25 protein-coding genes, 1 other RNA gene and 1 pseudogene are annotated in these 25344 nt (G+C 62.9%); 9 read left to right on the top strand and 18 right to left on the bottom strand.

Annotation, left to right across the window (positions count from 1 at the left end; translation table 11 throughout):
* Positions 1-31: 31 nt before the first annotated feature.
* The 3 genes from RQ479_RS02480 to miaA form a co-directional block, all read right to left on the bottom strand.
* Positions 32-418, bottom strand: coding sequence for an ester cyclase (locus tag RQ479_RS02480; protein WP_352466922.1), 387 nt, complete (start codon positions 416-418; stop codon positions 32-34).
* A gap of 129 nt (positions 419-547) precedes the next feature.
* Positions 548-1342 (bottom strand): GGDEF domain-containing protein, encoded by a 795-nt coding sequence (locus tag RQ479_RS02475; RefSeq protein WP_376703987.1) that lies wholly within the window; start codon positions 1340-1342, stop codon positions 548-550.
* A 104-nt stretch (positions 1343-1446) separates the two neighbouring features.
* Positions 1447-2421, bottom strand: coding sequence for a tRNA (adenosine(37)-N6)-dimethylallyltransferase MiaA (gene miaA / locus RQ479_RS02470; RefSeq protein ID WP_376703986.1), 975 nt, complete (start codon positions 2419-2421; stop codon positions 1447-1449).
* Here miaA and serB point away from each other — a divergent pair.
* Both serB and RQ479_RS02460 read left to right on the top strand, forming a co-directional pair.
* Complete coding sequence (serB, locus tag RQ479_RS02465) at positions 2405-3292, top strand: phosphoserine phosphatase SerB (protein ID WP_376703985.1); 888 nt, start codon at positions 2405-2407, stop codon at positions 3290-3292. The genes miaA and serB overlap by 17 nt on opposite strands.
* A complete protein-coding gene (locus RQ479_RS02460; protein WP_376703984.1) occupies positions 3289-3861 on the top strand; it encodes a GNAT family N-acetyltransferase in 573 nt (190 codons plus the stop codon). The genes serB and RQ479_RS02460 overlap by 4 nt, the downstream gene beginning before the upstream one ends.
* A 46-nt stretch (positions 3862-3907) precedes the next feature.
* On the opposite strand, the gene RQ479_RS02455 is transcribed toward RQ479_RS02460, so the two are convergent.
* The 5 genes from RQ479_RS02455 to RQ479_RS02435 form a co-directional block, all read right to left on the bottom strand.
* Positions 3908-5425 carry a DegQ family serine endoprotease gene (locus RQ479_RS02455; RefSeq protein WP_352718975.1) on the bottom strand — a complete coding sequence of 506 codons (1518 nt, stop codon included), beginning with the start codon at positions 5423-5425 and terminating at the stop codon, positions 3908-3910.
* A gap of 143 nt (positions 5426-5568) precedes the next feature.
* Positions 5569-6525: a protease modulator HflC gene (gene hflC, locus RQ479_RS02450; protein WP_292664365.1), complete on the bottom strand. Its 957-nt coding sequence runs from the start codon at positions 6523-6525 to the stop codon at positions 5569-5571.
* Positions 6525-7619, bottom strand: a complete 1095-nt coding sequence (gene hflK, locus RQ479_RS02445) for an FtsH protease activity modulator HflK (RefSeq protein ID WP_292664363.1) — start codon at positions 7617-7619, stop codon at positions 6525-6527. The genes hflC and hflK overlap by 1 nt, the downstream gene beginning before the upstream one ends.
* 160 nt (positions 7620-7779) lie before the next feature.
* Positions 7780-8298 carry a dihydrofolate reductase gene (locus RQ479_RS02440; RefSeq protein ID WP_352466926.1) on the bottom strand — a complete coding sequence of 173 codons (519 nt, stop codon included), beginning with the start codon at positions 8296-8298 and terminating at the stop codon, positions 7780-7782.
* Positions 8298-9308 (bottom strand): DUF4424 domain-containing protein, encoded by a 1011-nt coding sequence (locus RQ479_RS02435; protein WP_376703983.1) that lies wholly within the window; start codon positions 9306-9308, stop codon positions 8298-8300. Before RQ479_RS02435 ends, RQ479_RS02440 begins: the two co-directional genes overlap by 1 nt.
* A gap of 141 nt (positions 9309-9449) precedes the next feature.
* Between RQ479_RS02435 and cobF the strand changes: the two genes are divergently transcribed.
* Positions 9450-10223 (top strand): precorrin-6A synthase (deacetylating), encoded by a 774-nt coding sequence (gene cobF / locus RQ479_RS02430; protein ID WP_376703982.1) that lies wholly within the window; start codon positions 9450-9452, stop codon positions 10221-10223.
* Positions 10224-10256: 33 nt separating this feature from the next.
* Here cobF and RQ479_RS02425 read toward each other — a convergent pair whose 3' ends face one another.
* The 6 genes from RQ479_RS02425 to RQ479_RS02400 form a co-directional block, all read right to left on the bottom strand.
* Entirely contained in the window at positions 10257-10598 is a 342-nt protein-coding gene (locus RQ479_RS02425) for a winged helix-turn-helix domain-containing protein (protein WP_352466929.1), read from the bottom strand.
* Positions 10599-10679: 81 nt separating this feature from the next.
* Positions 10680-11792, bottom strand: a complete 1113-nt coding sequence (gene modC / locus RQ479_RS02420) for a molybdenum ABC transporter ATP-binding protein (protein ID WP_352466930.1) — start codon at positions 11790-11792, stop codon at positions 10680-10682.
* Positions 11789-12493 carry a molybdate ABC transporter permease subunit gene (gene modB / locus RQ479_RS02415; RefSeq protein WP_352466931.1) on the bottom strand — a complete coding sequence of 235 codons (705 nt, stop codon included), beginning with the start codon at positions 12491-12493 and terminating at the stop codon, positions 11789-11791. The genes modC and modB overlap by 4 nt, the downstream gene beginning before the upstream one ends.
* A gap of 15 nt (positions 12494-12508) precedes the next feature.
* Positions 12509-13300 (bottom strand): molybdate ABC transporter substrate-binding protein, encoded by a 792-nt coding sequence (gene modA / locus RQ479_RS02410; protein WP_376703981.1) that lies wholly within the window; start codon positions 13298-13300, stop codon positions 12509-12511.
* A gap of 242 nt (positions 13301-13542) precedes the next feature.
* A complete protein-coding gene (locus RQ479_RS02405; protein WP_023676701.1) occupies positions 13543-14337 on the bottom strand; it encodes a thymidylate synthase in 795 nt (264 codons plus the stop codon).
* A gap of 111 nt (positions 14338-14448) precedes the next feature.
* Positions 14449-14760, bottom strand: a complete 312-nt coding sequence (locus RQ479_RS02400) for a DUF2853 family protein (protein WP_352466933.1) — start codon at positions 14758-14760, stop codon at positions 14449-14451.
* A 161-nt stretch (positions 14761-14921) separates the two neighbouring features.
* Between RQ479_RS02400 and ssrA the strand changes: the two genes are divergently transcribed.
* Positions 14922-15277, top strand: a transfer-messenger RNA (tmRNA) gene (gene ssrA / locus RQ479_RS02395).
* Between the two features lie 279 nt (positions 15278-15556).
* Complete coding sequence (locus RQ479_RS02390; protein WP_376703980.1) at positions 15557-16297, top strand: SDR family oxidoreductase; 741 nt, start codon at positions 15557-15559, stop codon at positions 16295-16297.
* A 72-nt stretch (positions 16298-16369) separates the two neighbouring features.
* Here RQ479_RS02390 and RQ479_RS02385 read toward each other — a convergent pair.
* Both RQ479_RS02385 and RQ479_RS02380 read right to left on the bottom strand, forming a co-directional pair.
* Positions 16370-17185: pseudogene (locus RQ479_RS02385) on the bottom strand (LysR family transcriptional regulator); the annotation flags it as partial.
* Between the two features lie 101 nt (positions 17186-17286).
* On the bottom strand, positions 17287-18492 hold the full coding sequence (locus tag RQ479_RS02380; protein WP_376703979.1) for a multidrug effflux MFS transporter: 1206 nt from the start codon (positions 18490-18492) through the stop codon (positions 17287-17289).
* Between the two features lie 168 nt (positions 18493-18660).
* On the opposite strand from RQ479_RS02380, the gene RQ479_RS02375 reads away from it, so the two are divergent.
* The 4 genes from RQ479_RS02375 (at position 18661) to RQ479_RS02360 (ending at position 20493) form a co-directional block, all read left to right on the top strand.
* A complete protein-coding gene (locus RQ479_RS02375; RefSeq protein WP_352516820.1) occupies positions 18661-19350 on the top strand; it encodes a TetR/AcrR family transcriptional regulator in 690 nt (229 codons plus the stop codon).
* Between the two features lie 134 nt (positions 19351-19484).
* Positions 19485-20021 carry an SspB family protein gene (locus RQ479_RS02370; RefSeq protein ID WP_352466938.1) on the top strand — a complete coding sequence of 179 codons (537 nt, stop codon included), beginning with the start codon at positions 19485-19487 and terminating at the stop codon, positions 20019-20021.
* An 18-nt stretch (positions 20022-20039) separates the two neighbouring features.
* Positions 20040-20243 (top strand): DUF4169 family protein, encoded by a 204-nt coding sequence (locus tag RQ479_RS02365; protein WP_352466939.1) that lies wholly within the window; start codon positions 20040-20042, stop codon positions 20241-20243.
* A 19-nt stretch (positions 20244-20262) separates the two neighbouring features.
* Positions 20263-20493 (top strand): ribbon-helix-helix domain-containing protein, encoded by a 231-nt coding sequence (locus RQ479_RS02360; RefSeq protein ID WP_352466940.1) that lies wholly within the window; start codon positions 20263-20265, stop codon positions 20491-20493.
* Here the strand turns inward: RQ479_RS02360 and RQ479_RS02355 are convergent.
* Together RQ479_RS02355 and RQ479_RS02350 are read right to left on the bottom strand one after the other, a co-directional pair.
* Positions 20490-24677 carry an AsmA-like C-terminal region-containing protein gene (locus RQ479_RS02355; protein WP_376703978.1) on the bottom strand — a complete coding sequence of 1396 codons (4188 nt, stop codon included), beginning with the start codon at positions 24675-24677 and terminating at the stop codon, positions 20490-20492. The two genes, RQ479_RS02360 and RQ479_RS02355, sit on opposite strands and share 4 nt — an antisense overlap.
* Before the next feature lie 115 nt (positions 24678-24792).
* The gene (locus tag RQ479_RS02350) at positions 24793-25314 is read right to left on the bottom strand and encodes a hypothetical protein (RefSeq protein ID WP_376703977.1); all 522 of its coding nucleotides are present in this window, start codon (positions 25312-25314) and stop codon (positions 24793-24795) included.
* Positions 25315-25344: the final 30 nt, after the last annotated feature.

The following is a 25344-nucleotide window of genomic DNA, read 5'->3' as shown; positions in this document are numbered from 1 at the left end:
TAGGCAGACCTCATCGGTGCGGCCGCAGGTATCAAAGCTGAGCTTCGATGGCTGCCCTGTCTATAACTGACCACACCTGGCGAATTTTCTCTCTCTGAAACTCATAGAATACGTTCTCGGCAAACGAAATTCTCTTCCCGCTTACATCGAGCCCAAGGAACGTTCCCCTTGGAGCGCAGTCGAAGCTTAGCCGGCTCGCTATATAAGGCGGATCGGCAACCAATAGCTGAATGTCGAAGTAAAGGTCCGGAATTTCGTCGAAGTCTCTCACCAACATTTCGAGATAGCCGGACAATCCGAGCTTGCGACCGTTGTGGGTCACTTCATCATGGACAAACCGCCCCAGATTTGGCCAATCCTGCTTGTTCAGGCATGCAATATAGCCCCGGTAAAGATCGGAGAGATCGGATATAGTCACGGAACACCTCTATTCCCGGCAAGCCCCGCAAAGGCAGCATCTCAGCTTGACTGGGTGACATCGGTCTGCGTGCACCGGAAACGCAGAAAACGATACCAGACGGCCAGCATCGAATTCAATGACGGGATTTCAGGCGCAGACGCGGTTGCGCCCTTGCCTCTTTGCCTCATAGAGCTGGCGGTCAGCGCGGCGATAGAACTCCTCGGCGGTTTCCTTGCGATCCCAGACGGCAAGCCCGACGCTGGTGGTGATTTTCAGTCGGACATTGCCTGTCAGCACCGACATGTTGGCGATCGCCTTGCGGATGCGCTCGGCGAATTTGGATAGCAGCTCGGCGTCCATATTGGGCGTGACCACCGCGAACTCCTCGCCGCCCAGGCGCGCCACGACGTCGTGATAGCGTGTCATGTCCTTGAGACAGTTGGCGACGGCCCGCAACACCTCGTCGCCGACATCGTGGCCGTGGCTGTCGTTGACCTGCTTGAAATGGTCGAGGTCGAGGATCATCAGCCCGACTGGTTTCTCGATGCGGCGAAACTCTTCGAGATATTCCTTCAGCGCATCGTCGAAATAACGCCGGTTCTGCATGCCGGTGAGGCTGTCGGTGAGCGCCGCATGCTCCAGCGTCTCCGAGCGCGCGCTGAGCGAAACGGTCATTGCGCGCAGCTTGCCTTCTTCCGTCGCCTGCTTTCGGATCAGCGGGTAGATGAAGAAAATGCCGAAGAACAGCGCAGTCGCCAGCAACACGCCCGTCGCAAACAGCAGCTTGTTGAGATAGACGATTTCATCGAGTTCCGAAGGCGTATTGCTAATGTCGGCCGCCAGGGTTTGCAGGAGCGCATAGGCGTAAAGCGTCACCAGGCCGGCGGCCAGGATTACAAAAATAAAGACGAAAAAGGCTGATTCCGCCTTGTGGAAACGCATCTGCTCCCCGTTCGAAAGTTCCCATCGATTTTATGGCATGCGGGAGCTTACGGACAGTTAACCTGGACAACTTCAACGCGAAATGTCGCTTCGACGTCGGCTTTTCAGGTTGCGCTCGAAGGAGGGGGTGAGATCATCGAGTCGATCCCGTCACCAAGGCGCAATCTCTGCCATTCCGGGCCCAATTGGTGCCTGAACCAGGTAGCCTGCCGTTTGGCATATTGCCGCGTCGCGATTTTCGCGCGCTCGATAGCCTCGGGAAAACTGATGGCGCCGGCCAGCGCGGCCTGAAGCTCGCGAACGCCAATTGCTTTCATCGCCGGCAGGTCGGGATCGAGGCCGAGCGCTGAAAGCTGTTTCACCTCGTCGAGTGCCCCCTTGTCCAGCATGCGGTCGAAGCGGGCATCGATCCGCTCTACCAGCGCCGCTCGCTCCGGCTCGATGACGAAAAAGCGCGCGCTGCTCCTGTCGATCAACGGCCGGCCACGCGCGGCCTGCCAGTCCAGGATGGAACGGCCCGACGCGTCGAGCACCTCCAGCGCCCGCACGATGCGCTGGCCATCCGTCGGCCTCAGCATCATGCCGGCCGCAGAATCCTCGCGCAACAGGATGCGGTGCAATCTCACCGCGCCCTGTTCCTGGAGCTCGTAGCGCCAGCGATCACGGATCGACTTCGGAATGTCGGGCATCTCCGAGATACCTTCCGTGAGCGCCCGGAAATAAAGCCCGGTACCGCCAACGAAAATCACTTGCCGCGCCGAAAGCCTGCCGTCGTCGATGAGCTTCATGACATCACGCAACCAGGCGCCGGTGGAATAGGCGGTGGACGGATTGACGTGTCCATAAAGAAAGTGGGGGACGCGGGCGAGTTCGGCAGGACCAGGCCGCGCCGTCAGCACGGCGAGCACCGAATAGCCTTGCATGGAATCGGTGTTGACGATGACACCGCCATTGCGCTCGGCGAGGTCGAGTGCGAGCGCCGACTTGCCGCTGGCGGTCGGCCCGGCTATCAGGATCGCGTTCTTCACGCGGCCTTCGCCCGCCTGTCCGCTGGAATTTTCGATGCCGCTGACCGCCACGCTGCTATCCCATCCCGCCGGCCGCGCATTGACGCCGACGCTAGCGAATATGGCCTCGCGGTCGGTCCGCGCAAGCGCTGTTCGCTGGCTGGCCGAAGGCATCGCCTGCGAACTCGATTTGCCGGAGACCGCCGAAGCTTCCGAAATGACGGCGCGCCTGCATGCCGCACTTGCTTCCGAACCGATCGACGTGGCCGTCCAGCCGGCTGAGAACAGGCGCAAGAAGATCCTGATCGCCGACATGGATTCGACGATGATCGACCAGGAATGCATCGACGAGCTTGCCGACGAGATCGGCGTCAAAGATCGCGTCGCCGCCATCACGGCGCGATCGATGAACGGCGAGATCGCATTCGAGCCGGCCTTGCGCGAGCGCGTGGCGCTGCTCAAGGGTCTCGATGCCGCAATCATCGACCGCATCATCGACAATCGCCTGACGCTGGCCTCCGGCGGCCGCACGCTCGTCCAGACTATGGCGGCCAGCGGCGCCTGGACAGCGCTGATCTCCGGTGGTTTCGACATCTTCACCACCCGCGTCGCAGCCTTGCTCGGTTTTCACGAAAATCGCGCCAACCGGCTGATCGAGCAGGATCGCCGCTTCACCGGCTTGGTCGCCGAGCCGATCCTCGGCCGCGCCGCCAAGGCCGAAGCCCTTATCGAGATTTCCGCCCGCCTCGGCCTGACGCCTGCCGATGCCATTGCCGTCGGTGACGGCGCCAACGATCTCGACATGATCCGTCTTGCCGGCATCGGCGTCGCCTTGCACGCCAAGCCGGCCGTGGCGGCTGAGGCAAAGATCCGCATCGACCACGGCGACCTCACCGCCTTGCTTTATCTGCAGGGTTATCGCTGGGAAGAATTTGTCGAATGACGCCGATCCGCACCGAGCGCCTGATCCTGCGCAACTGGGAAGATCGTGACCGCGAGCTCTTCCATCGCATCAATTCCGACGAGTGCGTCATGGAATTCTTTCCGTTTCGCCGCGACCGCGCCCAGGCTGACGCTAAGATGGGGGAGTTGCGCGCGGCTATCGATCGCACCGACTTCGGCTTCGCGGCCGCTGAGATCGCAGCCACAGGTGAATGCATCGGCTTCGTCGGCATAACCGGAACCGATCATTTGCCATTCCTGCCGCCCGGCACGATCGAGATTGGCTGGCGGTTGGCACCAGAATTCTGGGGCCGCGGCTATGTCACCGAAGCAGCCGAAGCGTGGCTCACCTATGGTTTTGAAAGACTTGGCCTCGACGAAATCGTGTCCTTCGCAGTCAAGGATAACAGCCGGTCCACTGCCGTCATGGAGCGCCTGGGCATGACCGCCGACCCGGCCTCCGACTTCGACCATCCCGGCGTTCCGGACAGCCACACCGCACTCAGGCGACATGTCTTCTACAGGCTGTCACGCACGGACTGGCATGCAAGAAAAAGGGCGGCCCGCTAGCCGCCCTTTTCTTTTCAAGATCAGAGTGTTGCAGGCTCTTCCGGACTCAATCCATCCGGATTGTCACAAACCTCAGCTCGCCGGTCTTCGACGCCAGCATCAAAAGCGCGTTCTTGCGCCCTTGCTCCTTCAGCGCGCCGATCCGGTCCATGACGTCCTTGGGCGTCGCGACCGATTCCTGCGCGATCTCAGTGATCACCTCGCCCGGCTGGATGCCGCGTTCGGCCGCTGCCGAATCCTTTGAGACGTCGGTCACGACGACGCCGGAAACGTCGGCGGCGATGCCGAATTTCGTGCGCGTCTCGTCATTGAGCTCGCCGATCGTCATGCCAAGCACGGCAGCCGTCGAAACCGCAGGCGCCTTGTCGGCATCGTCCTGGTCGGTGTTGCCGTTTTCACCACCGCTGGCAAGCTTCTCGCCGTCCTCGAGCCGGCCGAGCGTCACCTTGACGGTCTGCTCGACCCCTTTGCGCACGATGATCACGTCGACCGCCTTGCCGACCGGGCTCTCCGCCACAACGCGCGGCAGGTCGCGCATTTCATGGATGTCCTTGCCGTCGAACTTGATGATCACGTCGCCGGCCTGGATTGTGCCGTTGTCGACCGGCCCCCCCTTGATGACGCCAGCAACCAGCGCGCCCTTGGCGGTCGCCATGCCCAGGCTTTCAGCAATGTCGTCGGTCACCGGCTGGATGCGCACGCCGAGCCAGCCGCGCCGCGTCTCGCCGAACTGGCGAAGCTGGTCGACGACGCCCGATGCAAGCTGCGACGGGATCGAGAAGCCGATGCCGATCGAGCCGCCCGACGGCGAGATGATTGCCGTGTTGATGCCGATGACCTCGCCGCTGCTGTTGAACAGCGGTCCACCGGAATTGCCGCGGTTGATCGCGGCATCGGTCTGGATGAAGTCGTCATACGGGCCGGAATTGATGTCGCGATTGCGCGCCGAGACGATGCCGACCGTCACCGTGCCGCCGAGACCGAACGGATTGCCGATCGCCATCACCCAGTCGCCGACACGCATCGTGTTGGAATCGCCGAACTTCACGGCCGTCAGCTTGTGCCCTTTCGGATCGACCTTCAGCACCGCGACGTCGGTCTTGGTATCGGTGCCGACCAGCGTCGCCTTGAGCGTCACCCCGTCGGAGAAATTCACCTCGATGTCGTCGGCATCGGCTATGACGTGGTTGTTGGTCACCACGATGCCCTGCTCGGCGTCGACCACAAAGCCGGAGCCCAGCGACTGAACCTTTTGTCCGCCGCCGCCCTTGTCGCCGCCACGGTTCTTGAAGAAATCGTCGAAGAAGTCCTGGAAGGGTGAGCCTTCTGGAAGCTGCGGCATCGGCACCGCGCCCGGTCCCTCAGTGCCCTTCACCGTCTGCGACGTCGAGATGTTGACCACCGCGCCGAGCAGGCCGGCGGCGAGATCGGCAACCGAGGGCGGCCCGTCGGCTGCCACTGTCGGCGTCACGAAAGACGGAACGGCAACGGCGCCGACCAGAAGCGCAGCGGCCCCGGCGATGAACGTCCGCCTCGCTGCACGCAGAAGGGTGGTGGATGTCATCGAAAGGCCTCCGGGTGTTCTAAAAAAGCGCTTCGGCAAAAACGCCGCGTCGCGTCATGTTGGCAAGAAATAAGGCACGTTTGCGGCTACGGCTACCGCCAGAGGATAAATCCTCCGTTACGCCGGCTTCCCCTGCACCGGCCCTACTGGCCGGTGCCTGGCTGTGCCGCTGGCGCGACGGGAGCGGCCGGCGCTGGTGCCGGCGGTGCCGCGGGCGTTTCCTTGCTGTCCGGGTCGCGGAAAAAGCGGAAGAACTCGGAATTCGGCGACAGCACCATCGTCGTTCCGCTGCTGTTCAGCGCAGTGCCATAGGCATTCATCGAGCGATAGAAATCGAAGAAGGCCGGATCGCGCTGATAGGCCCCGGCAAACGTGGCACTGCGCTGGGCTTCACCTTCACCGCGCAGGATTTCAGACTCTTTCTGCGCTTCCGCGACGATTTCGACCACTTCGCGGTCGGCGCGAGCCCTGATCCGCTGCGCTGCCTCATTGCCTCGCGCCCTCAGCCGCTCGGCTTCGGCGAGACGTTCGGCCTTCATGCGGTCGAAGGTCTGCTGCGAGACTTCGGCCGTGAGATCGGTGCGGCGGATGCGGACATCCTCGATCTGCAGGCCAAGCGAGGTGGCATCGGGCCTCAGCTGATCGCGCACCTCGCGCATCATCACGGCGCGCTCTTCCGACAGTGCCGCCTCGAAGTCGCGCAGGCCGTAGACGCGGCGCAAGGCGGCGTCGAGACGCGTCCTAAGCCGGGCCTCGGCCAGTTCGATCTGGCCGGAGACCGCGGCGCGGAACACACGTGGATCCGAGATACGATAGGCGATAAAGGCATCGACCTCATAGAACTTGCCGCCCGAAACCTGGACGCGGATGTTGTCGAGGTCGAAGCGCAGGACCCTGTTTTCGATCAGCTGAACGGTGTCGGCATCGAAGAAGGAGAATGGCGCCTTGAAATAGATGCCCGGCTGGTTCTTGACGTCGACGATTTCGCCGAACCTGAGCACCAGCGCCTGCTGGCGCGCATTGACGACGAAGACCGACGAATAGAGCAGGAACAGGATGACCGCGGCGATGACCGCAATGACGGGAAGACGGTTGGCCATCACTGGTTTCCTCCGGTGGCCGGTGCCGGCGCCTTCTGCTGCAATGCCGGCAGCGGCAGGTAGGGAACCACCCCTTGCCCGTTGCCTTGCTCGACAATGACCTTGCTCGAATCCTTCAGCACCCTCTCCATCGTTTCCAGGTAAAGCCGCTTGCGCGTCACTTCCGGCGCCTTGGCATATTCGTCATAGACCGAGATGAAGCGCTGCGCCTCGCCTTCGGCCTCCTGCACGACCCGGTTCTTGTAGGCGGCAGCGTCTTCGCGGATCTGCGCGGCCGCACCGCGCGCCTGGCCGAGCTTCTGGTTGGAATACTGATTGGCCTGCTCGACGAACTTGTCCTCGTCCTGTTCGGCCCGCTGCACCTCGTCGAACGCGTCTGCCACCTCGCGCGGCGGCGCGGCGTCCTCGATCGAAATGGCATTGACGTTGAGGCCGGCCTTGTAGCCGTCCAGCGTCGTCTGGATGATCTCACGCACCGACGCCGCAATGCCTTGCCGGTCGTCGCGGAAAATGTCCTGCGCCGGACGCCGGCCGACCGCTTCACGCATCGCGCTTTCGGCGACCTGCTGCAGCATGCCGCCCGGGTCGGACACGTCGAACAGATAGGCCTTCGGGTCGGAAACCTGATAGGCAACCGAGAATTGCACGTTGACGATGTTCTGGTCACCGGAAAGCATCAGGCCATTGCCGCTGGTGCTGCCGCCACCGATGCTGACAAGCTGCTCGGCGATGTTGGCGGTCTCGACCGTTTCAATGGGCCACCAATGGAAATGCAGGCCAGGCTGCGAAAGCTCCGCCTTCGGCTTGCCGAACCTGAGCTCCACCGCAACTTCGTCGGGCTGCACGGTGTAGACCGCCTTGAACGCCCATAGCACCACCAGCGCCGCAGCAATCAGCCCGAACACGGCCGGGCTCGCGCCACCGCCGCCCGGCAGCGCGCGCCGCAACCTATCCTGCCCACGCCGGATGATATCCTCGAGATCGGGAGGCGAGCCCTGCGGGCCACTGGGTCCCTTGGGTCCCTGTCCCCAAGGTCCCTGATTGTTGCCGCCGCCCCACGGGCCGCCGCCGCCGCTCTTGTCGTTCCAGGGCATGAATGTCCTTTCGCTTGGAATTCCCTCAAGCGCCGGCTCGCCGGCGCAAAATCCAATATTATTATTCTATAGGGATGCAACGGCACGCTTTCAACGCGATCGGCTGCCGTAACAGTCCGCCTTTGGGTCCATTTAGACCTGTCGCGACGCTTTGTCGTCTTCAATTCACGTCGCGGCGCCGCTCGTAAACCGAATAGCGTGTCGCATGGCTGTCCTTCTCACCGGCCTCCACCTCCTGTGAGCGGACTATCCGCCATAGCGCCGGGTCGATCGGCGGGAAATGGGCGTCGCCGTCGACCGCGGCCAGCACATGGGTCACGTGCAGCCGATCGGCCAACGGCAGCGCCTGAGCGTAGATCTCGCCGCCGCCGATGACGCAGATCTCGTCAGCGCCGGCCATGCAGCGCCCGCGCACCCTCGCCAGCGCGATCGCGTCCTCGATCGAATGCGCGACTTCGACGCCCTCGGCGCGCCATGCCCTGTCTCGCGTCACCACGATGTTGAGCCTGCCCGGCAATGGCCGGCCGATGCCTTCATAGGTCTTGCGGCCCATGATGATGGGCTTGCCCATTGTATCGGCCTTGAACCGCTTGAGATCGGTGGAAAGCCGCCACGGCAACCCACCCTCGCGCCCGATCACACCGTTCTCGGCGATGGCGACATAAATCGCGAGGTCCATCAGCCGCCGTTCCCGCCATCGGATGGCTCCAGCAGCAAAATGTCGATGTCGTGCTCGGGGTAGAAGTTCTGCGCCTTCATCTCGAATGTCGTCGGTCCGACCTTCGTGACGTTTTCGCCGCAAAACGAGACCAGGTTCTTCGGATCGCCCTTGTCGACGGTCAGCTTGAACGTGCCGATGTTTCCCGACGCCCAGTTGCCGCCCGTGGTCAGGATATAGGCGATGCGGTTCTCGAAATATTTGGGGTAGCCGTCGGGATCGTCCTTGGCTGCCTTGCGCACGGCATTCTCGAACGTGCCATCCATGCAGTAGCGGGTCTTGTAGGCGGCATACTGACCCTGGAACCGACCGTCATAGAAGAAGCTGACCGAGGAGGTGCCACCGACGCTCGGCTTGTAGCGATGCGAGACATGGACCGCCTTGTTGGCTGGAAAGGTCGAGCGCCACCAATAGGTCGAGCGCAATTGCCAGAACGGCGTATAGGCGGTCTTCATGCCCGAACCGTCGTCGGCGGTGTCCTCGATGATGATGCCCCGGTTGACCCAGTCGTCGGCGACCGCTTGCGGCAGCTTTGCCAGTGCTGCCTTGGCCGCATCGCCGAACGGATAGAACGGCACCCCCTGCGCCTTCAGGTCAGCACCGATATCGATGCCGAGTGCGAACACCTTCTGCTCGAGCTGCGGCTTTGCCGGCAACCCGTCGATCGTCACTTCGAAGCCAAGGAAATTGTCGCTCTGCGCCTCCGGAATTGCCGGTATTTCTTCGGGGTCGCCTTCGATGTCGGGCATCGGAAAGGCGACGATCGCATCGACATCCTTGTCGGTGTTATTGCGGAAGACGTAATCGACCGTCACTTTTTCCGGCGAGATGTAGAGATCCTCGCTTTCCATCGCCACCGCATCGCTGCGCGAAAGGATCAGCCCACCAGTGCCGAGTTCGGCGACCGAATCATTGGCGAGCGCAGGCGTAGCCGAGAGCGCCAAGGCTGCGGTCAGGACGTAACGGAACATGGAAACTCCCCCGGCGAGAATGCCAACATGACTCTAGCTGTTCAATGTGGCGTTTCAAAGCCTTTCGGCAAACGCGCCGGCGCCTGCCGGCATGTCATGTCGGTCTAGACACGCCGGTCCCGATCGGGCAGGAGTTCGCCCATGCGCAAGCTTCTTGTCATCGGCATCGGCGCCGGCAATCCGGAGCACATGACGGTCCAGGCCATTAACGGCCTCAACCGGGCAGACGTGCTGTTCATCCCCGACAAGGGCGCGAAGAAGAATGATCTCGCCGAATTGCGCCGCCAGATCTGCGACCGCTTCGTCACCAATCCCAACTCGCGCCGCGTTGAATTCGATGTTCCGGTGCGCGCCGAGCCGGCGCCTTCCTACCGCTCGATCGTCGACGACTGGCACGAGGCGATCGCCGCGATCTACGAAGGCCTGATCCGCGATGAACTCCCCGAAGATGGCTGCGGCGCCTTCCTGATCTGGGGCGATCCTTCGCTCTACGACAGCGCGCTGCGCATCCTCGAGCGCGTGCGCCTCAGAGGCAATGTCGCGTTCGAGCTGGATGTCATCCCCGGCATCACCGCTATCCAGGCACTCGCAGCCAGCCACAAAATGGCATTGAACCGCATCGGCGACACCATTTTGATTACCACCGGCCGCCGGCTCGCCGAGGAAGGTCTGCGCGAAAACGTCGGCAGCACCATCGTCATGCTGGACGGAAAATGCGCCTTCAACACGCTGGACGACAAGGACGTCACCGTCCACTGGGGCGCCTATCTCGGAACGCCCGACGAGATCGTCATCTCGGGCCGGATTGGCGACGTCGGCGACGAGATCGTGAGCACTCGTGAGGAGGCCCGTCGGAAAAAAGGCTGGATCATGGACACCTATCTGCTGCGCAAGCCGGGCGAGCCTGAGGAGTAGCAGAGATCGAGCGCGGCATGAATTCCGCCGAGTTCACGCAGCGTCGATCTCGGCCTGCAGCGCCTCCATATGTGCCGCCGCTGCTGAAGAAGCAGCCCGCTCGATGGCGCGGAAGCGGCTGACCACCGCAAGCCCGACCGACGTCAACTGGGCGCCACCGCCTTTCTTGCCGCCCGTCTGTGCCGCAACCAGCGGCTTGCCGAACACACGGTTCATGTCCTCGACCAGATCCCAGGCGTGCTTGTAAGACATCTCCATACCGCGCGCCGCGGCCGAAATCGAACCGAAGGCGGCGATCTGTTCCAGAAGCTCGATCTTGCCCGGCCCGAGGCGGCCATCTGGATCGAGATTTATCCGCAAACTCAGCGACGGCATTTGCTCCTCCGCGGTGACGCTATTCTACAAGTTCTGCAGCGATACCGCTATTCTAAAACGATATAGCGAATCATCGGCCGTTCACCCATCCGCCTCGGCCGGCAAGCCGGCGCCGGTATTCGCCCGGTCGAAGCTGACCGTCTTGACCACCGCGAAAACCTTTCGACCAGGCCGAAGCCGCAGCGTCTGCCGCGACTGTTCGGTGATGCGGGCAAGCACGGTTGCGCCATTGCAGTCGAGGCCAATCTCGACCGTAGGCCCTTCGCCCGGCTCTATCGCCACAATCGTGCCCGGCAGTATGTTGAGCGCGCTGAGGCCAACCGGCTGCTCGGTGGCGATCATCACGTCGCGGGCACGGATGCGGACGCGCACCGGCGCACCGACCGGCGTTGCCAGAAGCGGCACCCGTATCTCGCCCGCCAATGAGCCTAGCACCGTCATGCCAAAGGCTTCGTCGTGGCGCAGAACCGCGGCATCCAGCACGGCACCGCCCTCGCCGCGCTCTTCGGCCGGCAACAGATCCAGACGCTGCATGATCGCTCCGGTCGGGCCGGAAGCAGCGACCTTGCCTTGCATCAGCACCACGACGTCGCTCGCCAGCCGCGCCACTTCGGCGATCGAGTGGCTGACATAGACGATCGGAATTTTCGTCTCGTCGCGTAGCCGCTCGATATAAGGCAAGATCTCGGCCTTGCGCGCCTCGTCGAGCGACGCCAGCGGCTCGTCCATCAGCAGCAATTTCGGACTGGCAAGCAGCGCCCTGCCGATTGCCACGCGCTGCTTCTCGCCACCGGAGAGTTTTGCCGGCCGCCGGTCGAGCAAATGGCCGATTCCGAGCAGTTCGACCACGCCATTGATATCCGCGTAGCGCTCGGCAGCCGGCGTGAACCAACGGCCATAGCGCAGATTGCTCGCCACGCTCATATGCGGAAACAGCCGCGCATCCTGGAACACCATGCCGATCCGCCGTTTGTGCTTCGGCACGAACAGGCCGGCATCGCTATCGACCAGCACGCGGCCCTCGGCCGCGATGCGGCCTTTGTCGGGGCGGATCAGCCCGGCAATCAAATTAATAAGCGTCGTCTTTCCGGAGCCGGACGGCCCGAACAGCGCAGTCAGCCGCCCGGCACTCTCGAAGCGGGCATTGACGGCGAAATCGCCAAGCCGGTGGCTGATGTCGACCTGAACCGTCATTCGATGTCCATCCGCCGGCCGACGCGCCGCGCCAGCACTTCCGAGGCCACGAGTGCAGCCATCGAGATGACGATCGAGATCAGCGTCAGCCTGAGCGCGCCGGGGTCGCCGCCGGGAACCTGCGTGAAAGTGTAGATCGCCGACGGCAGCGTCTGCGTCTCGTTCGGGATATTGGAGACGAAGGTGATCGTCGCGCCGAATTCGCCCATCGCCTTGGCGAAGGAGAGGATCGCGCCGGCGATCAGGCCGGGCAGGATCAGCGGCAGCGTGATCGTGCCGAACACCCATAGCGGATTGGCGCCGAGCGTGCCGGCGGCCGCCTCGATTTTGCGGTCGACCGCTTCGATCGACAGCCGGATCGCCCGCACCATCAACGGAAAACCCATCACGCCGCAGGCGAGCGCGGCGCCCGTCCAGCGAAAGGAAAAAACGATGCCGAAATGCTCGGCCAGGAAGGCCCCGGCCGGACCACGCTTGCCGAAAGTCAGAAGCAATAAATAGCCGGTCACCACCGGCGGCATGATCAGCGGCAGATGCACCAGCCCGTTGAGCAGTGTCTTGCCCCAGAACTGGCCGCGGGCGAGCACAAGGGCGATCGCCACGCCTGGCGGCAGGCTGGCAATCATCGCCACGGTCGCCACCTTGATCGACAGCCGGACCGCATTCCATTCGTCGGGAGCGAGATCCAGCAGCCAGTTCATGTGCGGTGCCGTTCGTCAGTTGCTCGGCGCAAGCATGGTAAAACCTTGCGCCTTGAAGAGTTCGCCAGCCTTGGCGGATTGCAGGCATTTCAGGAACGTCGGGGTATCCTTGCCCTTCGAATCCGCAAGCTGGGCAACCGGATAGATGATCGGCGGATGTGTATTGTCGGGGAAAGTGCCGATCACCTTCACGCCGGGCTCCGCATGCGCATCCGTGGCATAGACGATGCCGAGTGCTGCCTCGCCGGTCGACACCAGTTTTAGGGCGGCGCGCACATTCTCGGCCTGCGCCACCTTGCCTTCGACCGAAGACCAGACACCGAGCGATTCAAGGGCTGCCTTGCCGTATTTGCCTGCCGGCACCGCCTTGACATCGCCCATGGCAAGTTTGCCGTCACCGACGAGCCCGGCTAGATCGAACCCCTTTTCGATCCTGGTCTCGACCTTGGAATCCTGCGGCGCAATCAGCACGATCTGGTTACCGAGCAGTTTCACTTCGGTTTCGGGCTTGGTCAGCTTCCTGTCGGAAAGATATTTCATCCAGTCGAGATCGGCCGAGATGAACACGTCTGCCGGCGCGCCGCTTTCAATCTGCCTGGCCAGCGCCGAGCTCGCCGCGTAGGAAATGGTTGCCGCCTCGCCGACATCGGCCTCGCAGGCCTTGTTGACGGCATCGAGCCCGTCCTTCAGGCTCGCCGCAGCAAACACGACCACCTTGTCATCGGCATGGGCCGCCGGCACCGCGGCCATCAGGATGGCTGCGAGACCCGCGATGGCAATCGTCGTCGAACCTTTGCGCGCCAGCATGAAACTCTCCTCGTCTCGGAACGCCCGAAGCCGTCCATCGATATATCCATGTGAACATAACAAGGAAAGGCTCTTTACCGGCGACGGCATTCTGAGCTCAGGTTTCTCGGCGTGCGATAACCTCCGCTGGATACAGCGGTATCGAGGCCAAAGGAAATATCACATGAAATCAGTACCCGCGGCACGGGCAAACGAGGGCGCAGCCGCAGTAGGCAATTTCGATATGGACAGTCAAGTAGGTCCTAGACCGCGATCGGCGCCTTGATCGTCGCGTCGGCGAAATAGTTCTCGAGCCGGAAATCCTCGAAGCGGAAGGCAAAGAGATCCTTCACCTCGGGATTTATCCATAGCGTCGGCAACGCCTTGGGCGTGCGCCGCAATTGCTCGCGCGCCTGCTCGAAATGGTTCGAATAAAGGTGTGCGTCGCCGAGCGTGTGGATGAAATCGCCGGGTTTCAGTCCGGTCACCTGCGCCACCATCAGCGTCAGCAACGCATAGGACGCGATGTTGAACGGCACACCGAGAAAGATATCGCCCGAACGCTGGTAGAGCTGGCAGGAAAGCTTGCCTTCCGAAACATAGAACTGGAACAGGCAGTGGCAGGGCGGCAACGCCATGGCCTCCACCTCGGCCGGGTTCCACGCCGAAACGATCAGCCGCCGCGAATTAGGATTTTTGCGTATCTCCTTCAGAAGATTCGCAATCTGGTCGATGGCGCCGCCATGGCCGTCCGGCCACGACCGCCACTGTTTGCCATAGACCGGGCCGAGATCGCCATTCTCGTCGGCCCACTCATCCCAGATCGAGACGCCGTGATCGTTGAGATATTTGATGTTGGTGTCGCCGGCCAGGAACCACAAAAGCTCGTGGATGATCGACTTCAGGTGCAGCTTCTTGGTGGTGGTGACCGGAAAGCCGCGGGCGAGGTCGAAGCGCATCTGGTAGCCGAATACCGAGCGTGTTCCGGTGCCGGTACGGTCGCCGCGATCGGCGCCGTTTTCCAGCACATGCTTCAGAAGGTCGAGATACTGGCGCATCGGCTCCGGTCCGATTCGGGTTGTCAGCCATCATAGCCGAATGACCGTCCGCCGAACACAGCAAAGCGAGACGATTCCACCGGAGCCCACCGACACCGGCGGCGAGGTTGTTCAGAGCGAGCCGAGCATGCCCAGATCCTTGGCGACGAGGTAGTAAAACGTCACCCTGCTCTTGCTGTTGTCCGCCGCCATCGCCTTGCAGGTCTTTTTGATTGCCGCATCCGCCTTGGCGCCGTCGGTGACGCCGAGCTTGCCAGCGACCCAGCTGTTCCTGACGCGCTTCAGTTCCTCCGGGTCGGTGCAGGACACCAGCGAGGAATCGCGGTTCCTGAGCGCGATGCCCAGATGCTTGACAATCTTGGCGACCGCGTCGGCATCCGCCGCCGCATCATATTTCTTTACGTCTGCGAGATAATCGGCCATCGAATTTCCCCTCGTCGGCGCCACGGGATCCGGTCGATGAGGATTGTGGCGCGCTGCCGCAACTATGCGCTGCGTCTCCTCACCGCCACAAAGCTTCGGTTGAGACCGGCCGCAAGTCAACCCTTGATGATCCACTTTGACACGGGCGAAAGTGGCATTCCGGCCTTTCATTTTCCACCGCCAGTCCCTATATTCGCTTCGTCGGCTCGACCGACTATGGCGATAAACAGGCGATGAAATAAGCCGTTCGGACCCGGGGGCGGTACCCGGCGCCTCCACCAAAAACCGCTGCTCGGGAGCGGCTTTTGCTGGGGGCGAAATAGGATCGACGAAGGTGTAAAGATCGTACTTTTGCCCGGCATTGTACCACCGTTATCGGGCTAAACTTATAGTTGCCAACGACAACTATGCGGAAGCACGTCTCGCCGCGTAAGCGGTGCGATAGCTTCAATTCAAGCCCTAGTGGTTCGCACTTCTAGGCGGGGTTCGGAGGTACCTGGCAACAGAAACCTCCATTTCTCTCTCTCTCATCACACTTATCCTTCGCCGCTGCCTGAACCGCATCCGGCGGCGCTGATTGTTTTGCAACTGCGCCGAGCCTATCGCGCGGCAGCAATGCCGAGAACACTTGAGCGGCATTCCGCCTAAACCTTCTGCATCCAGGCTTCCCATCATCGGAACCTCCGATGGCAGCATTCGTATCTTCCCGTTTCCCTTCTCTCATGCCTTTGCGGGACAAGGCCTCAGTTTCTCGCCGCGTGTGCTCACGCCCTGCGAGCTACCTGATGGAGACAAGATGAACCAGGAACCTACACCAAAACACGAACGCGTCCTGATCGTTGGCGGCAGTTCCGGCATGGGGCTGTCGCTGGCCGAACGGCGGCTTGCCGCCGGCGCCGAAGTTACGATCGTCGGCCGCTCCGAGGACCGGTTGTCGGCCGCACGGCAGCGCTTGCCTCACCCGGAAAGGCTGAGGACGATCGCAGCCGACGTCACAAGCGAGGAAGAGGTCCAGCGCCTGTTCCAGGATGTCGGTACGCTCGACCACATCGTCTCGACCGCCGCCGACGTTACGGGCGTCTATGTGTTGCTTCCCGGGCTGGACATCTCGGTGGCGCGGAAAGTGATGGATTCCAAAATCGTCGGGCCGCTGCTTCTTGCCAAACATGGCGCGCCTCGTCTGACGCTCGGGGGATCGATCACGCTGACCTCGGGCATCGCCGCCTATCGTCCGGCGGCGAAAGGCTCGGTGGTGGCAGCCGTTAACGGGGCACTTGGCTCACTCGCCTACGCGCTTGCCGTCGAACTGGCGCCGATCCGCGTCAACGTCGTCTCACCGGGCTGGGTCGACACGCCGATTTGGGATGCCGTCGTCGGCAGCGGAAAGACCGTCGCGCTGGACGCCATGGCAAAGCGTCTGCTCGTCGGCCGGATCGGCCAGGCAGCCGACATTGCCCAAGCCATCACGTCCCTGATGCATAACGGCTTCATCACCGGAACCGTGCTTCATGTCGATGGTGGCCAGCGGCTGGTCTAGCGATGGCCAAATTTCGCGAACCATTGCGAGGAACAGCCGCAGCACCGGCGCTTGAACGCGCCGGTGGCGCCATACCATGGTGACCGGCGTCACCGGGCTGCTTGCGACCCAAGGCAACACGACGATATTGGCGTCAGCCGCGGAAGCCACGAGACGCGGAACCAGCGCGCATCCAAGACCGGCTGCGACAAGGCCCCGTATCGCACCCATGCTGGCGAACTCGCCGACGAGTTTTGGACGGTCAGGCAACGTTGCGGCAAACGTTTCGTCAAACATCCGCCGATAGACGCAACCGGGCTGAGTGACGAGGAAGGCCTCATCAGCCAGATCGTCGGGCGTTATGGCAGAATATCCGGCCAACCGGTGATTTGCCGGCATTATGATGACGAGCTCTTCTTCTGCCACTTGATCGCTTCGCAGCTCCGGCGCCGCCGCCGGGACGGCTCCGAAATGGAAAGATACGTCCAGCGTCCCGCTTGTCACGCCGGCACGCAACCCGCTGCTATCGTCCGCCTTGAGGTCCAGTTCCACATCGGGATGGCGCCGATGGAATTCCCCCAGCAAAGCTGGCAAGCGTGTCGAGCAAAGCGTCTCCAGGCCGCCGACCGTCAGGCGACCGGCAACCGTGCCGCTCGCGTCGGCGACAGCGGAACGGGCTTCGTCGGCGAGGTCGAGGAGATCGTTTGCGTAGTCCAGCAGGCGTTGTCCCGCCGCGGTCAGCTTCAAGCCACGCCGTGACCTGTCGAATAGCGACGTGCCCAGATCGGCCTCCAGCGCCTGGATCTGTTCGGTCACGCTCGATTGGGCAAGATGAACCCGCTCGGAGGCGCGCGTGATGTTCAAGGTGGCGGCGACCGCCACGAAGGTCTTGAGATGTCGAAGCTGCATGTCCTGAACCTGTCATATAGGCATAGGCTGCTTTGAACCGGGATCGCAAACGTGAAAGGCCGGGAACATCGCCCGGCCTTTTTTGTCTCAATAGGTGAAGCTTACTCCGCCGGCGCTTCCGCAACGTCCCGGCTGCGGCCGAGCGTTATTTTGGCCAGCGTGAAGGAGATCGCCGCGCAGAGCGTGATGCCCGCCACCATCGGCAGCGGCGTGCCGTCGAAAAACGCACCGGCGACGCCCATGGCGACCGCGCCGATGGCGAAGTGCAGCGTGCCCATCAGCGCCGACGCCGTGCCGGCGATCTCGCCATGCTCTTCCATAGCCAGCACAGACGTCGTCGGGATGACCAGACCGAGAAAGCCGTAGCCGATGAACAGCAGAGCCGCCATCACGTCGAGCCGGTCGACACCCGATGCCATCACCGCGAACAGCACCACCATCGTCGTCGCATAGCCGGTCACCGCGACGCGCACCACGCGCTGCAGCCCGAACCGCTCCGATAGCAACCCGGTCAGCTGCGACATGCCGATAAAGGCAACCGCATTGATCGAGAAGAACACGCTGTAAACCGAAGGCGACAGGCCATAATGGTCGATCAGGATGAAGGACGAGCTCGACAGATAGACGAAGAAGCTCGCAATGCCGAAGCCGGCGATGGCCGTCAGGCCAAGGAAGTTGCGGTCGCCCATCAGGAAGCGGTAGCCGGAAAGTGCCGTCCCGAAGGACGACCCGGCGCGCTCCTCGACCGGCCGTGTCTCCTTGAGCGAGGTCGCCAGCAGGATGGTGGCGAGCACGGCCGCGCCCGTCACCGTCCAGAACACGGCGCGCCAGCCGAAATTCTCGATGATCTGGCTACCGGTCAGCGGTGCCAGGATCGGCGACACCGAAAACACCAGCATCAGCAGTGACATCAACTTGGCGGCCTCGGTGCCGGTATGCAGATCGCGCACGATCGCGCGCGGCACGGCCATGCCGGCGCTGGCGCCGAGCCCTTGCAGGAAGCGGAAGGCGATCAGCCATTCGATCGAGGGAGCCAGCGCCGAGCCGACGCCGCCGACCATGAACAGCGCCAGGCCGCCGTAGAGCGGCATCTTGCGGCCGACCATGTCGGAGATCGGTCCGACGACGATCTGGCCGAAGCCCATGGAAAGAAAGAAGATCAGCAGGCTCATCTGCACCGCGGCAGTGCCGGCATGCAGATCCTCGCCGATTGAAGGCAGGGCCGGAAGATACATGTCGATGGCAAACGGGCCGATGGCGGACAATAGGCCGAGCACGACCGCAATGCGGAGGAATTTGGCATTCATGATAGCAGGCTCTTTCGAATTCTGGTTGCCGCCGAGGACCGGCGTGTAACCCTAGGACGTTCCATCCCGTGGAGTTCCGACTCCTCTGCGGAACGAAACCCCCTTCGTGCAAGTCCACAAATTTAGACAGGCTTGTCTAATTCGTCAACCACCTCTATATAGTTTTGCATGAAGGCCAACGTTTCTCCTGACATTTTCCCGCCGCGGGGCCATGAGGCCAAGCGGATGTCGATTGTCGACGCCGCCGCCTCGGTCTTCTGCCGCGAAAGCTTCGCCGGTGCCAATATCGACATGATTGCCGCCGAGGCCGGCGTCTCCCGCCAGACCATCTACAATCATCACGGCGACAAGGAAAAACTCTTCGTTGCCATCGTCCGCGACCTCACCGAACGTTGCAATGCCGGCATCTTTGCCACGATTTCCACTTTTCCCGATCAGCCGAAGGATCTCGAGGCCGACCTCATCGCCTTTGCTGTGCGGATGAACCACAACTGCATCTGCAACCGCGACGGCAAATTCCTGCGCAAGCTGATCCAGACCGAGGGCGGGCGCTATCCCGAGTTGTTCGCCGAATGGCGCGAAGAAGGACCGGGCAGGACGTGGCCGGCGATCGCCGCCCGTTTCGCCCGCCTCGCTCATGCTGGCTTCCTTGACATCGACGATCCCGATGTCGCAGCGCGCCAGTTCATGGCGCTTGCGAATGCCGAGTTGCAGACGACGTTCATGCTCGGCGGCACACCGACCGAGGACGAGGTGGTGCAATCGGCGACAAATGGCGTGCGCACCTTCCTGCGCGCCTTCGGCAAGCGGCAGCCTGTGGCCCGAGCAAGCAAACCGGGCGCGCTCGCCAACGCCTGAGGATCAAATCCGTTTGACGATCAAATCGTCGCCAATGGGCTTCGCTTCCGCACGCTGGCGATCTATATCCGGTTTACGCCGCGCTCAAGCTTGATTACAGCTATCAGGACGATTCAACGGAACCCGACAGCCACATGGCCGACGACCACATCCGCTACGACATTCTGGCCCAGGAGGCGTTGCGCGGCGTCATGCGCAAGGTCCTGGCCGAGGTCGCGCGCACCGGTCTCCCGGGCAACCATCACTTCTTCATCACCTTTCTCACCGGCGCGCCGGGCGTGCGTGTGTCGTCGCGGCTGCGCGAGCGCTATCCCGAACAAATGACCATCGTTATTCAGTTCCAGTATTGGGACCTGAAGGTGAGCGACACCGGATTCGAGGTCGGGCTGTCGTTTTCCGACGTGCCGGAGAAACTGGAAATCCCGTTCTCGGCCGTGCGCGGCTTTTACGACCCGTCCGTCAACTTCGAGCTCGAATTCGACGTCAAGACGGATACCCCGGCTGAACAGGAGACAAAGGCCAAGCCTGCTCCCGAGCCGCTGGCCATCGTCGCCGAGAAAAAGCCCGAGACGAAGAAGAAAGCCGCCGAGGCGGAAAAGAAGCCTGCCGCGGCCGACGCCGGTGCCAAGGGCGCCGACGTGGTGTCGCTCGACGCCTTCCGCAAGAAGTGACCCGACAGGCGGCGTGACATGGCCGAGATCGTCAATCTCCGTCAGGCACGCAAGCAGAAGGCGCGAGCCGAGAAGGAGCGCCTGGCCGAACAGAACCGGGCGCTGCATGGCCGTTCCAAAACCAGCCGGGATAGCGACCGCCTGATCGCCGACAAGGCCGACAAATTCGTCGCGGGCCATCGCCGCGAAAAATCCGGCGATTCGGACAAATCCGATGCTTGAATGTGAATAGGATCGTCGCGTGAGCCCGGTCGAAAAGCGCTCGGTCACCATTCGCGGCCATCGCACCAGCTATTCGCTCGAAAAGCCTTTTTACGACGACCTGGTCGCTATTGCGGCCGTGCGAAAGCTGACGCTCGCCGCGCTTGTCGCCGAGATCGACGAGAGCCGCCCGCGCGATGCCAATCTCTCCTCGGCACTCCGGCTCTATGTGCTGGATTGGGCCAAGCGCCGGATGACGGGTTCGCTCTAACCTCCCTCCAGCGACTTCAGCAAATTGTCGATCGATGAGGGATCGATCTGGGGTTTTGGCGCGGGTTCCGCTGGCGACTGATTGTCATCGGTTGCAGGCCGAGCCTCACGCTCCATCTTCTGCGCTTGCTCCGCCGCGGCCTTGCGTTCGGCGTCGAGCTTTGCCTTTTCCTCCGAGGCGATCCGCAACGCCTCTTCCGCCCTCTGGCGTTGCTGTTCTTCGGCCTGCGCTGCTTCCTCGGCAGCCTGTTGCGCCGCCTTGGCTTTGGCTTCGGCATCCGCTTTGGCCTTTGCAGCCGCCTCGGCTTTCGCCCTGGCCTCGGCTTCGGCCTTCGCCGCTGCATCCGCCTTTGCCTTGGCGTCCGCTTCAGCCTTCGCCCTGGCCTCGGCTTCGGCCTTCGCCTCGGCTTCAGCTTTCGCCTTGGCCTCAGCTTGCGCCTTCGCCTCGGCTTCAGCTTGCGCCTTGGCCTCAGCTTGCGCCCTCGCCTCCGCTTCGGCCTTCGCCTCGGCTTCAGCTTGCGCCTTGGCCTCAGCTTGCGCCTTCGCCTCGGCTTCAGCCTTCGCCTTGGCTTCAGCCTGCGCCCTCGCCTCCGCTTCGGCTTGGGCCTGCGCCTCAGCTTCGGCCTTTGCCTTGGCGTCGGCCTCGGCCTTCAGCCGCGCTGCTTCCTGTTGCCTGCGCAGTTCCTCCGCCGCTCTTTCACGCTCAGTTTGCAGGGCAGCGTAGTAGCGCACCTCACGCCGCAATCTTTGTTTCTCGAGCAGTGCGGCTTGCATGGCTTCGACCCGCTGCTGCTCCTTTTCCAGCGCACGCTGGGTCAGGAACTGTGCCAGCGGCTCGCTGTCGAACTGCCGTTTGGTGGCGCCGAACGGACCGTCGACGCTGAAATTCAAAATCGGTTCGGAGCCGACCAGCGCCTCATCGCCGGGTCGATAGGCGATCTCGCCCTTGGCATCGACGGTGCTGGTGTTCAGATCGGCGGTGATGTCGGCGGACAGCGTCGCGCCCGGGCTTTCGAATTTGACCGGCGGCGCCCTCAGCGTGCCGCCGGCGATGGTGAAGGCAATATCGGTGTCCTGCGCCGGAAAACTGCCCGCCGCGGCGATCTGCGGCACGAAGCCGGCAGTCTTCGAGGCGTCGATATCGCGCCCTATCGCATCGGCCTTGGCGATGAATGCGCCAAAGGCATCGGGATTGAAGCCGGCAATAGTCATGCCCTTGAGCGTTGCCGTGCCGGAACCGGACAGCGCCGCAACCATCGCGTCGACCGATTTGCCGCTGGTCGAAAGCGCCGTCGAGAACTCGCCGCTTCCGCTGATGCCGGCCTCCGGCAGTACGGCTACCAGATCGGCGCCGGCGAGTTTCATCTGACCGGAGAAAAGCCCGGTGCCGTCATTGTTCTTGAGCTCGAACAGGCCACTCAACTCGCCGCCGAGGAACTTTGCCTTGAGGTCGGAAACGCGGATACCCTCCTGGTCGAGCTGCAGCGACAGCGCAGCGTCATAGGCGGTGGCAAGCGGGCCGGCGGCAAGCGACGCCGCCGTCAGATCGAGATCGGCGGTAAATGGCAAACTGGATTTCTGGCTGAACGGTGCCGTCGGCCAGGCCCCGTCATTGACAAGGAAGGCCTGGTCACCGAACAGCATCACCGCCATCGGATCGAGGTCCAACTCGTCCAGCGACAGCGCGCCGGCAAGATGCGGCAGCCCCTCTTTGACGTCGATATTTACGTCACCGGAAACCGCCGCTTCATTGACGGTGCCGCTGAGGCCGCTCAGCACCAAGAGACCGTTGCCGTAGTCGGCATCGGCAGCAAGCGACGTCGACATGCCGGTCCCCATGCCGGGCAGGCCGACGCCGGTCGTCATCAGCCATGGCTCGATGTCGGCCGTTTCAAGGCTGACCTTGCCCTTGGCTGCCGCGCCCTGAGGCGTGTCGGCAATTGTCCCGTCGAAACCAGCTTTGAAGTCATTGCCGGCGAGGCTGAATCGTGTCGCCAGGCCGCCGCCAAGCGTGCCTTTGGCCGAGACGTCGGTGGTCGCCTCGCCAAGCATGCCGAGTGGCAGCGCCGGCAGACCGTAAAGCGCCAGAAGCGCGGTGGCGTCGGCGTTCCTTGCGTTGAAGGTCAACGTCACCGGCGCTTCGAGAGGCCGGTCGAGCGCCCCTTTGCCGGACAATGACGCCGAAAAGGCCGAACCACCGGCCTTGCCCTGTGCGCTCATTGCCAGTCCGGTCGTACCATCGCCATTGTCTGCCGCACTCGTGACCGCGTCGATACGCGCATCCTGGAACAGCTCGGGATAGGCCGCGGCACGCTCCGCCAGCCCCCTCAGCACCGCGTTGTCCGGATAATGCTGGACGGCGACGTCGATCAGCGGCTTGAGGTCGACGGCGACCACCGAGGCGTCGAGCTTGCCGGTCGGGCTCGCCGGGAAATCCTTGATCCGGCCGGTAGCGCTGATCGAGGCGCCGGCAAGTCCGCCGACCGACAGTCGGTCGATCTCAAGCAGCCCATCGCGCAATCTAAGCGCGGTGTCGACGCTACCGGCGGTCAAGCCGCCGGCGCTGACCGGCCCGGCCTTGATCCGGAAATCGAGATCACGGTCGGAAAAGCGGTTGGCGCCCTTGTCGCTGACGAAGATCGAGGCGAAGGCGGCGAGCCCATCGACGTCGAGTTCGCCGCCTTCCAGTTGCATCAGCACCGATGGCCTGGTGTCGTCGGGCTGGCTGGAATCGATGCGGCCGGAGAACTTTGCCTTGCCGAGGATGAGTTCGAGATCGCTGAAGGCCTGGTGCTTCTCGCTCAAATCCACCTTGGCCTTGAAGCCGGCGGCCGGCAAGCGGCGGATCGCCTCGTCGACGTCCTTCGACAGCCAGGCGGCAAAGCCGGAGGGCTGCGCCACCGCCAGAAGCAGCGATCCGGTGAAACCGAAATGGTCCTCGACGCTGACCATGCCGTTGGCTTCCAGCTTGGCGCGGCCGGGTAGCGTGGCGGCCAGCGATTTTACCGCCCAGCCGCCCTCGGCCGGCTCGGCGGACAGATGCACGTCGCGAACCGTGGTGTCGCCTGCCACCACCGCCGGCAGTTTCACCTCGACCGTGCCCGGTATGGTCGGCTTCGGCAGATCGAGCAGCGCCTGCTCCAGCGCCGCCACCCTCTCGGACAGCGTCAATCCGGCACCGGCCGCCGCCCCCACGGCCTCATCGAACTGCACCTGCGCGCCATTGGCCTCTATCGAGAAATGCGGCTTCAGTCCAAGGTCGACCGCAGCCTTGCCATCGGCGGTGTAGGGATTGTCGAGCGGTCCGGTCTCGAAGCGGAATTCGTCGACGCCGAGCTTCTGGTGGTCGAGCGAAAACTTGCCGTTCAGCCTGAAGCCCGGGTCCGGTTTGCCGGCGCTGACTTTTAGCGCCTCGCCGCTGGTGCCGCGCGGCTGCGCCGCAGTCCGGTCTGCGCCCGATATCTTGAACTGGCCCGAATAGACCGCGGCGCCCTCGACGAGGCCCACATTGCCGTCGGTTTCGATGACCAGCGGATAGTCATCCGGATCGGCCTTGAGCCTGAGCCGCATTTGCCCGTCCGGTTCGGCCTTGCTGGTGGAAGCGGCGATCGTGGTCCGCAACCCGTCCAGCAACAGCGAACCGTCCAGCCGCCAGGGGCCGGCCAGCGACTTGGCCGAGATCGTTGAGTTGATCTCGGAAATAAGATGGCTGCGCCCGCCGGCGGCGTGGCTGAGCGCGATCTGTCCTTCCGTCACCGTCAGCTTCTCGATGGAGATCTGGCCGGGATCGAATGGCGAGGACGGCCGTATCGTCCAGTCGACCGTGCCGTCGGCGGCGATGTCGATGATCGCCTTCGGCCGCACCAAGCGCATGTCGAAGATCAGCACTTCGCCGCGCAGGAATGGCGCGAGTTCTGCATCCATCGAAAAGGTTTCGACGGTCATCGCCGGCTGGCCGTTGGGGCCGCCGGCAACGGCGACGTTGGAAAAGGTCACCGAGGGGAACGGCAACAGCCTTGCCGTTGCATCGCCTCGCACGGTCACCTTGCGCCCCAGAACGGCACTGGCCTCGCGTTCGAAATCGGCACGGTAACCCGTCCAGTCGACAAAGTACGGCACCACCAGCGCCGCACACAGCACCAGCACGAGAAGCCCACCGAAGATCACGAACAGGCGTGCGAGCATGAACTCCGAAGCGGTTGATTGAAAATCAGCCGCACTCTACCCGCATCAGCGTGTCGATAAAGAGGCAATTCCCGCCAGACAGGCTTCCAGAGCAAAAGAAGGCGGCCAAGAAAACTCAGCGGGCGTCGCGCTTTGCCTGCGCCACCTTTGCCGCCTGCCGCTGCCGGCCGAGTTCCATCGGCCGGATCAGATTCTCAGGCCGCTGGCTCACGATCGCGCGCATGCCTTTGTGCGCGGTGCGCGTGTTGAACTCGGGACCGTCCGCCGCGGCGCCTTGCTTCATGGACAGCGCCTTGCGTGCATTCTCGACCAGCGAAACACGCGCTGCCAATTGGCGGCGGCGTTCGGCCTCGCCATTGAGCCGCCGCATGGTCATTGCCAGAACCGCCAGCTTCAACTGCGAACCTCCATCGGCCTTCGAGGCGGCGGCGCCCTTTGGCGCACCTTTGCCGCGGATTTCGCGGCGGCGGCGATGCGCCTCGGTCTGGGCCTTGTCGCGCCGCTCCCTTAGGAGCTTGACCAAGCTGGCGAGTTCGGCGTCGGCAAGATGCTGCACTGCTGGATGGTGCGACTTCTCGACGAGAGCATGTTCGTCGGCGCTTAGCGCCCGAGCCTCCTCCTTGCGTGAAATCGCCATGACACCGTTCCTCCGTCTGTGACGCCTGCC

The sequence above is a fragment of the Mesorhizobium sp. ISC25 genome (genome assembly GCF_042295465.1).
GTDB lineage: Bacteria > Pseudomonadota > Alphaproteobacteria > Rhizobiales > Rhizobiaceae > Mesorhizobium.
Note: the sequence above shows the minus strand (reverse complement) of the source record. Positions and strands in the feature narration are given on the sequence as shown.

Bases quoted from the DNA above. Each gene is read 5' to 3' on its own strand.
- RQ479_RS02475 (WP_376703987.1), bottom strand. From the start codon at position 1,342: ATGCGTTTCCACAAGGCGGAATCAGCCTTTTTCGTCTTTATTTTTGTA.
- serB (WP_376703985.1), top strand. From the start codon at position 2,405: ATGCCGCTGACCGCCACGCTGCTATCCCATCCCGCCGGCCGCGCATTG.
- RQ479_RS02460 (WP_376703984.1), top strand. From the start codon at position 3,289: ATGACGCCGATCCGCACCGAGCGCCTGATCCTGCGCAACTGGGAAGAT.
- RQ479_RS02455 (WP_352718975.1), bottom strand. From the start codon at position 5,425: ATGACATCCACCACCCTTCTGCGTGCAGCGAGGCGGACGTTCATCGCC.
- hflC (WP_292664365.1), bottom strand. From the start codon at position 6,525: ATGGCCAACCGTCTTCCCGTCATTGCGGTCATCGCCGCGGTCATCCTG.
- hflK (WP_292664363.1), bottom strand. From the start codon at position 7,619: ATGCCCTGGAACGACAAGAGCGGCGGCGGCGGCCCGTGGGGCGGCGGC.
- RQ479_RS02440 (WP_352466926.1), bottom strand. From the start codon at position 8,298: ATGGACCTCGCGATTTATGTCGCCATCGCCGAGAACGGTGTGATCGGG.
- RQ479_RS02435 (WP_376703983.1), bottom strand. From the start codon at position 9,308: ATGTTCCGTTACGTCCTGACCGCAGCCTTGGCGCTCTCGGCTACGCCT.
- cobF (WP_376703982.1), top strand. From the start codon at position 9,450: ATGCGCAAGCTTCTTGTCATCGGCATCGGCGCCGGCAATCCGGAGCAC.
- RQ479_RS02425 (WP_352466929.1), bottom strand. From the start codon at position 10,598: ATGCCGTCGCTGAGTTTGCGGATAAATCTCGATCCAGATGGCCGCCTC.
- modC (WP_352466930.1), bottom strand. From the start codon at position 11,792: ATGACGGTTCAGGTCGACATCAGCCACCGGCTTGGCGATTTCGCCGTC.
- modB (WP_352466931.1), bottom strand. From the start codon at position 12,493: ATGAACTGGCTGCTGGATCTCGCTCCCGACGAATGGAATGCGGTCCGG.
- modA (WP_376703981.1), bottom strand. From the start codon at position 13,300: ATGCTGGCGCGCAAAGGTTCGACGACGATTGCCATCGCGGGTCTCGCA.
- RQ479_RS02405 (WP_023676701.1), bottom strand. From the start codon at position 14,337: ATGCGCCAGTATCTCGACCTTCTGAAGCATGTGCTGGAAAACGGCGCC.
- RQ479_RS02400 (WP_352466933.1), bottom strand. From the start codon at position 14,760: ATGGCCGATTATCTCGCAGACGTAAAGAAATATGATGCGGCGGCGGAT.
- RQ479_RS02390 (WP_376703980.1), top strand. From the start codon at position 15,557: ATGAACCAGGAACCTACACCAAAACACGAACGCGTCCTGATCGTTGGC.
- RQ479_RS02380 (WP_376703979.1), bottom strand. From the start codon at position 18,492: ATGAATGCCAAATTCCTCCGCATTGCGGTCGTGCTCGGCCTATTGTCC.
- RQ479_RS02375 (WP_352516820.1), top strand. From the start codon at position 18,661: ATGAAGGCCAACGTTTCTCCTGACATTTTCCCGCCGCGGGGCCATGAG.
- RQ479_RS02370 (WP_352466938.1), top strand. From the start codon at position 19,485: ATGGCCGACGACCACATCCGCTACGACATTCTGGCCCAGGAGGCGTTG.
- RQ479_RS02365 (WP_352466939.1), top strand. From the start codon at position 20,040: ATGGCCGAGATCGTCAATCTCCGTCAGGCACGCAAGCAGAAGGCGCGA.
- RQ479_RS02355 (WP_376703978.1), bottom strand. From the start codon at position 24,677: ATGCTCGCACGCCTGTTCGTGATCTTCGGTGGGCTTCTCGTGCTGGTG.
- RQ479_RS02350 (WP_376703977.1), bottom strand. From the start codon at position 25,314: ATGGCGATTTCACGCAAGGAGGAGGCTCGGGCGCTAAGCGCCGACGAA.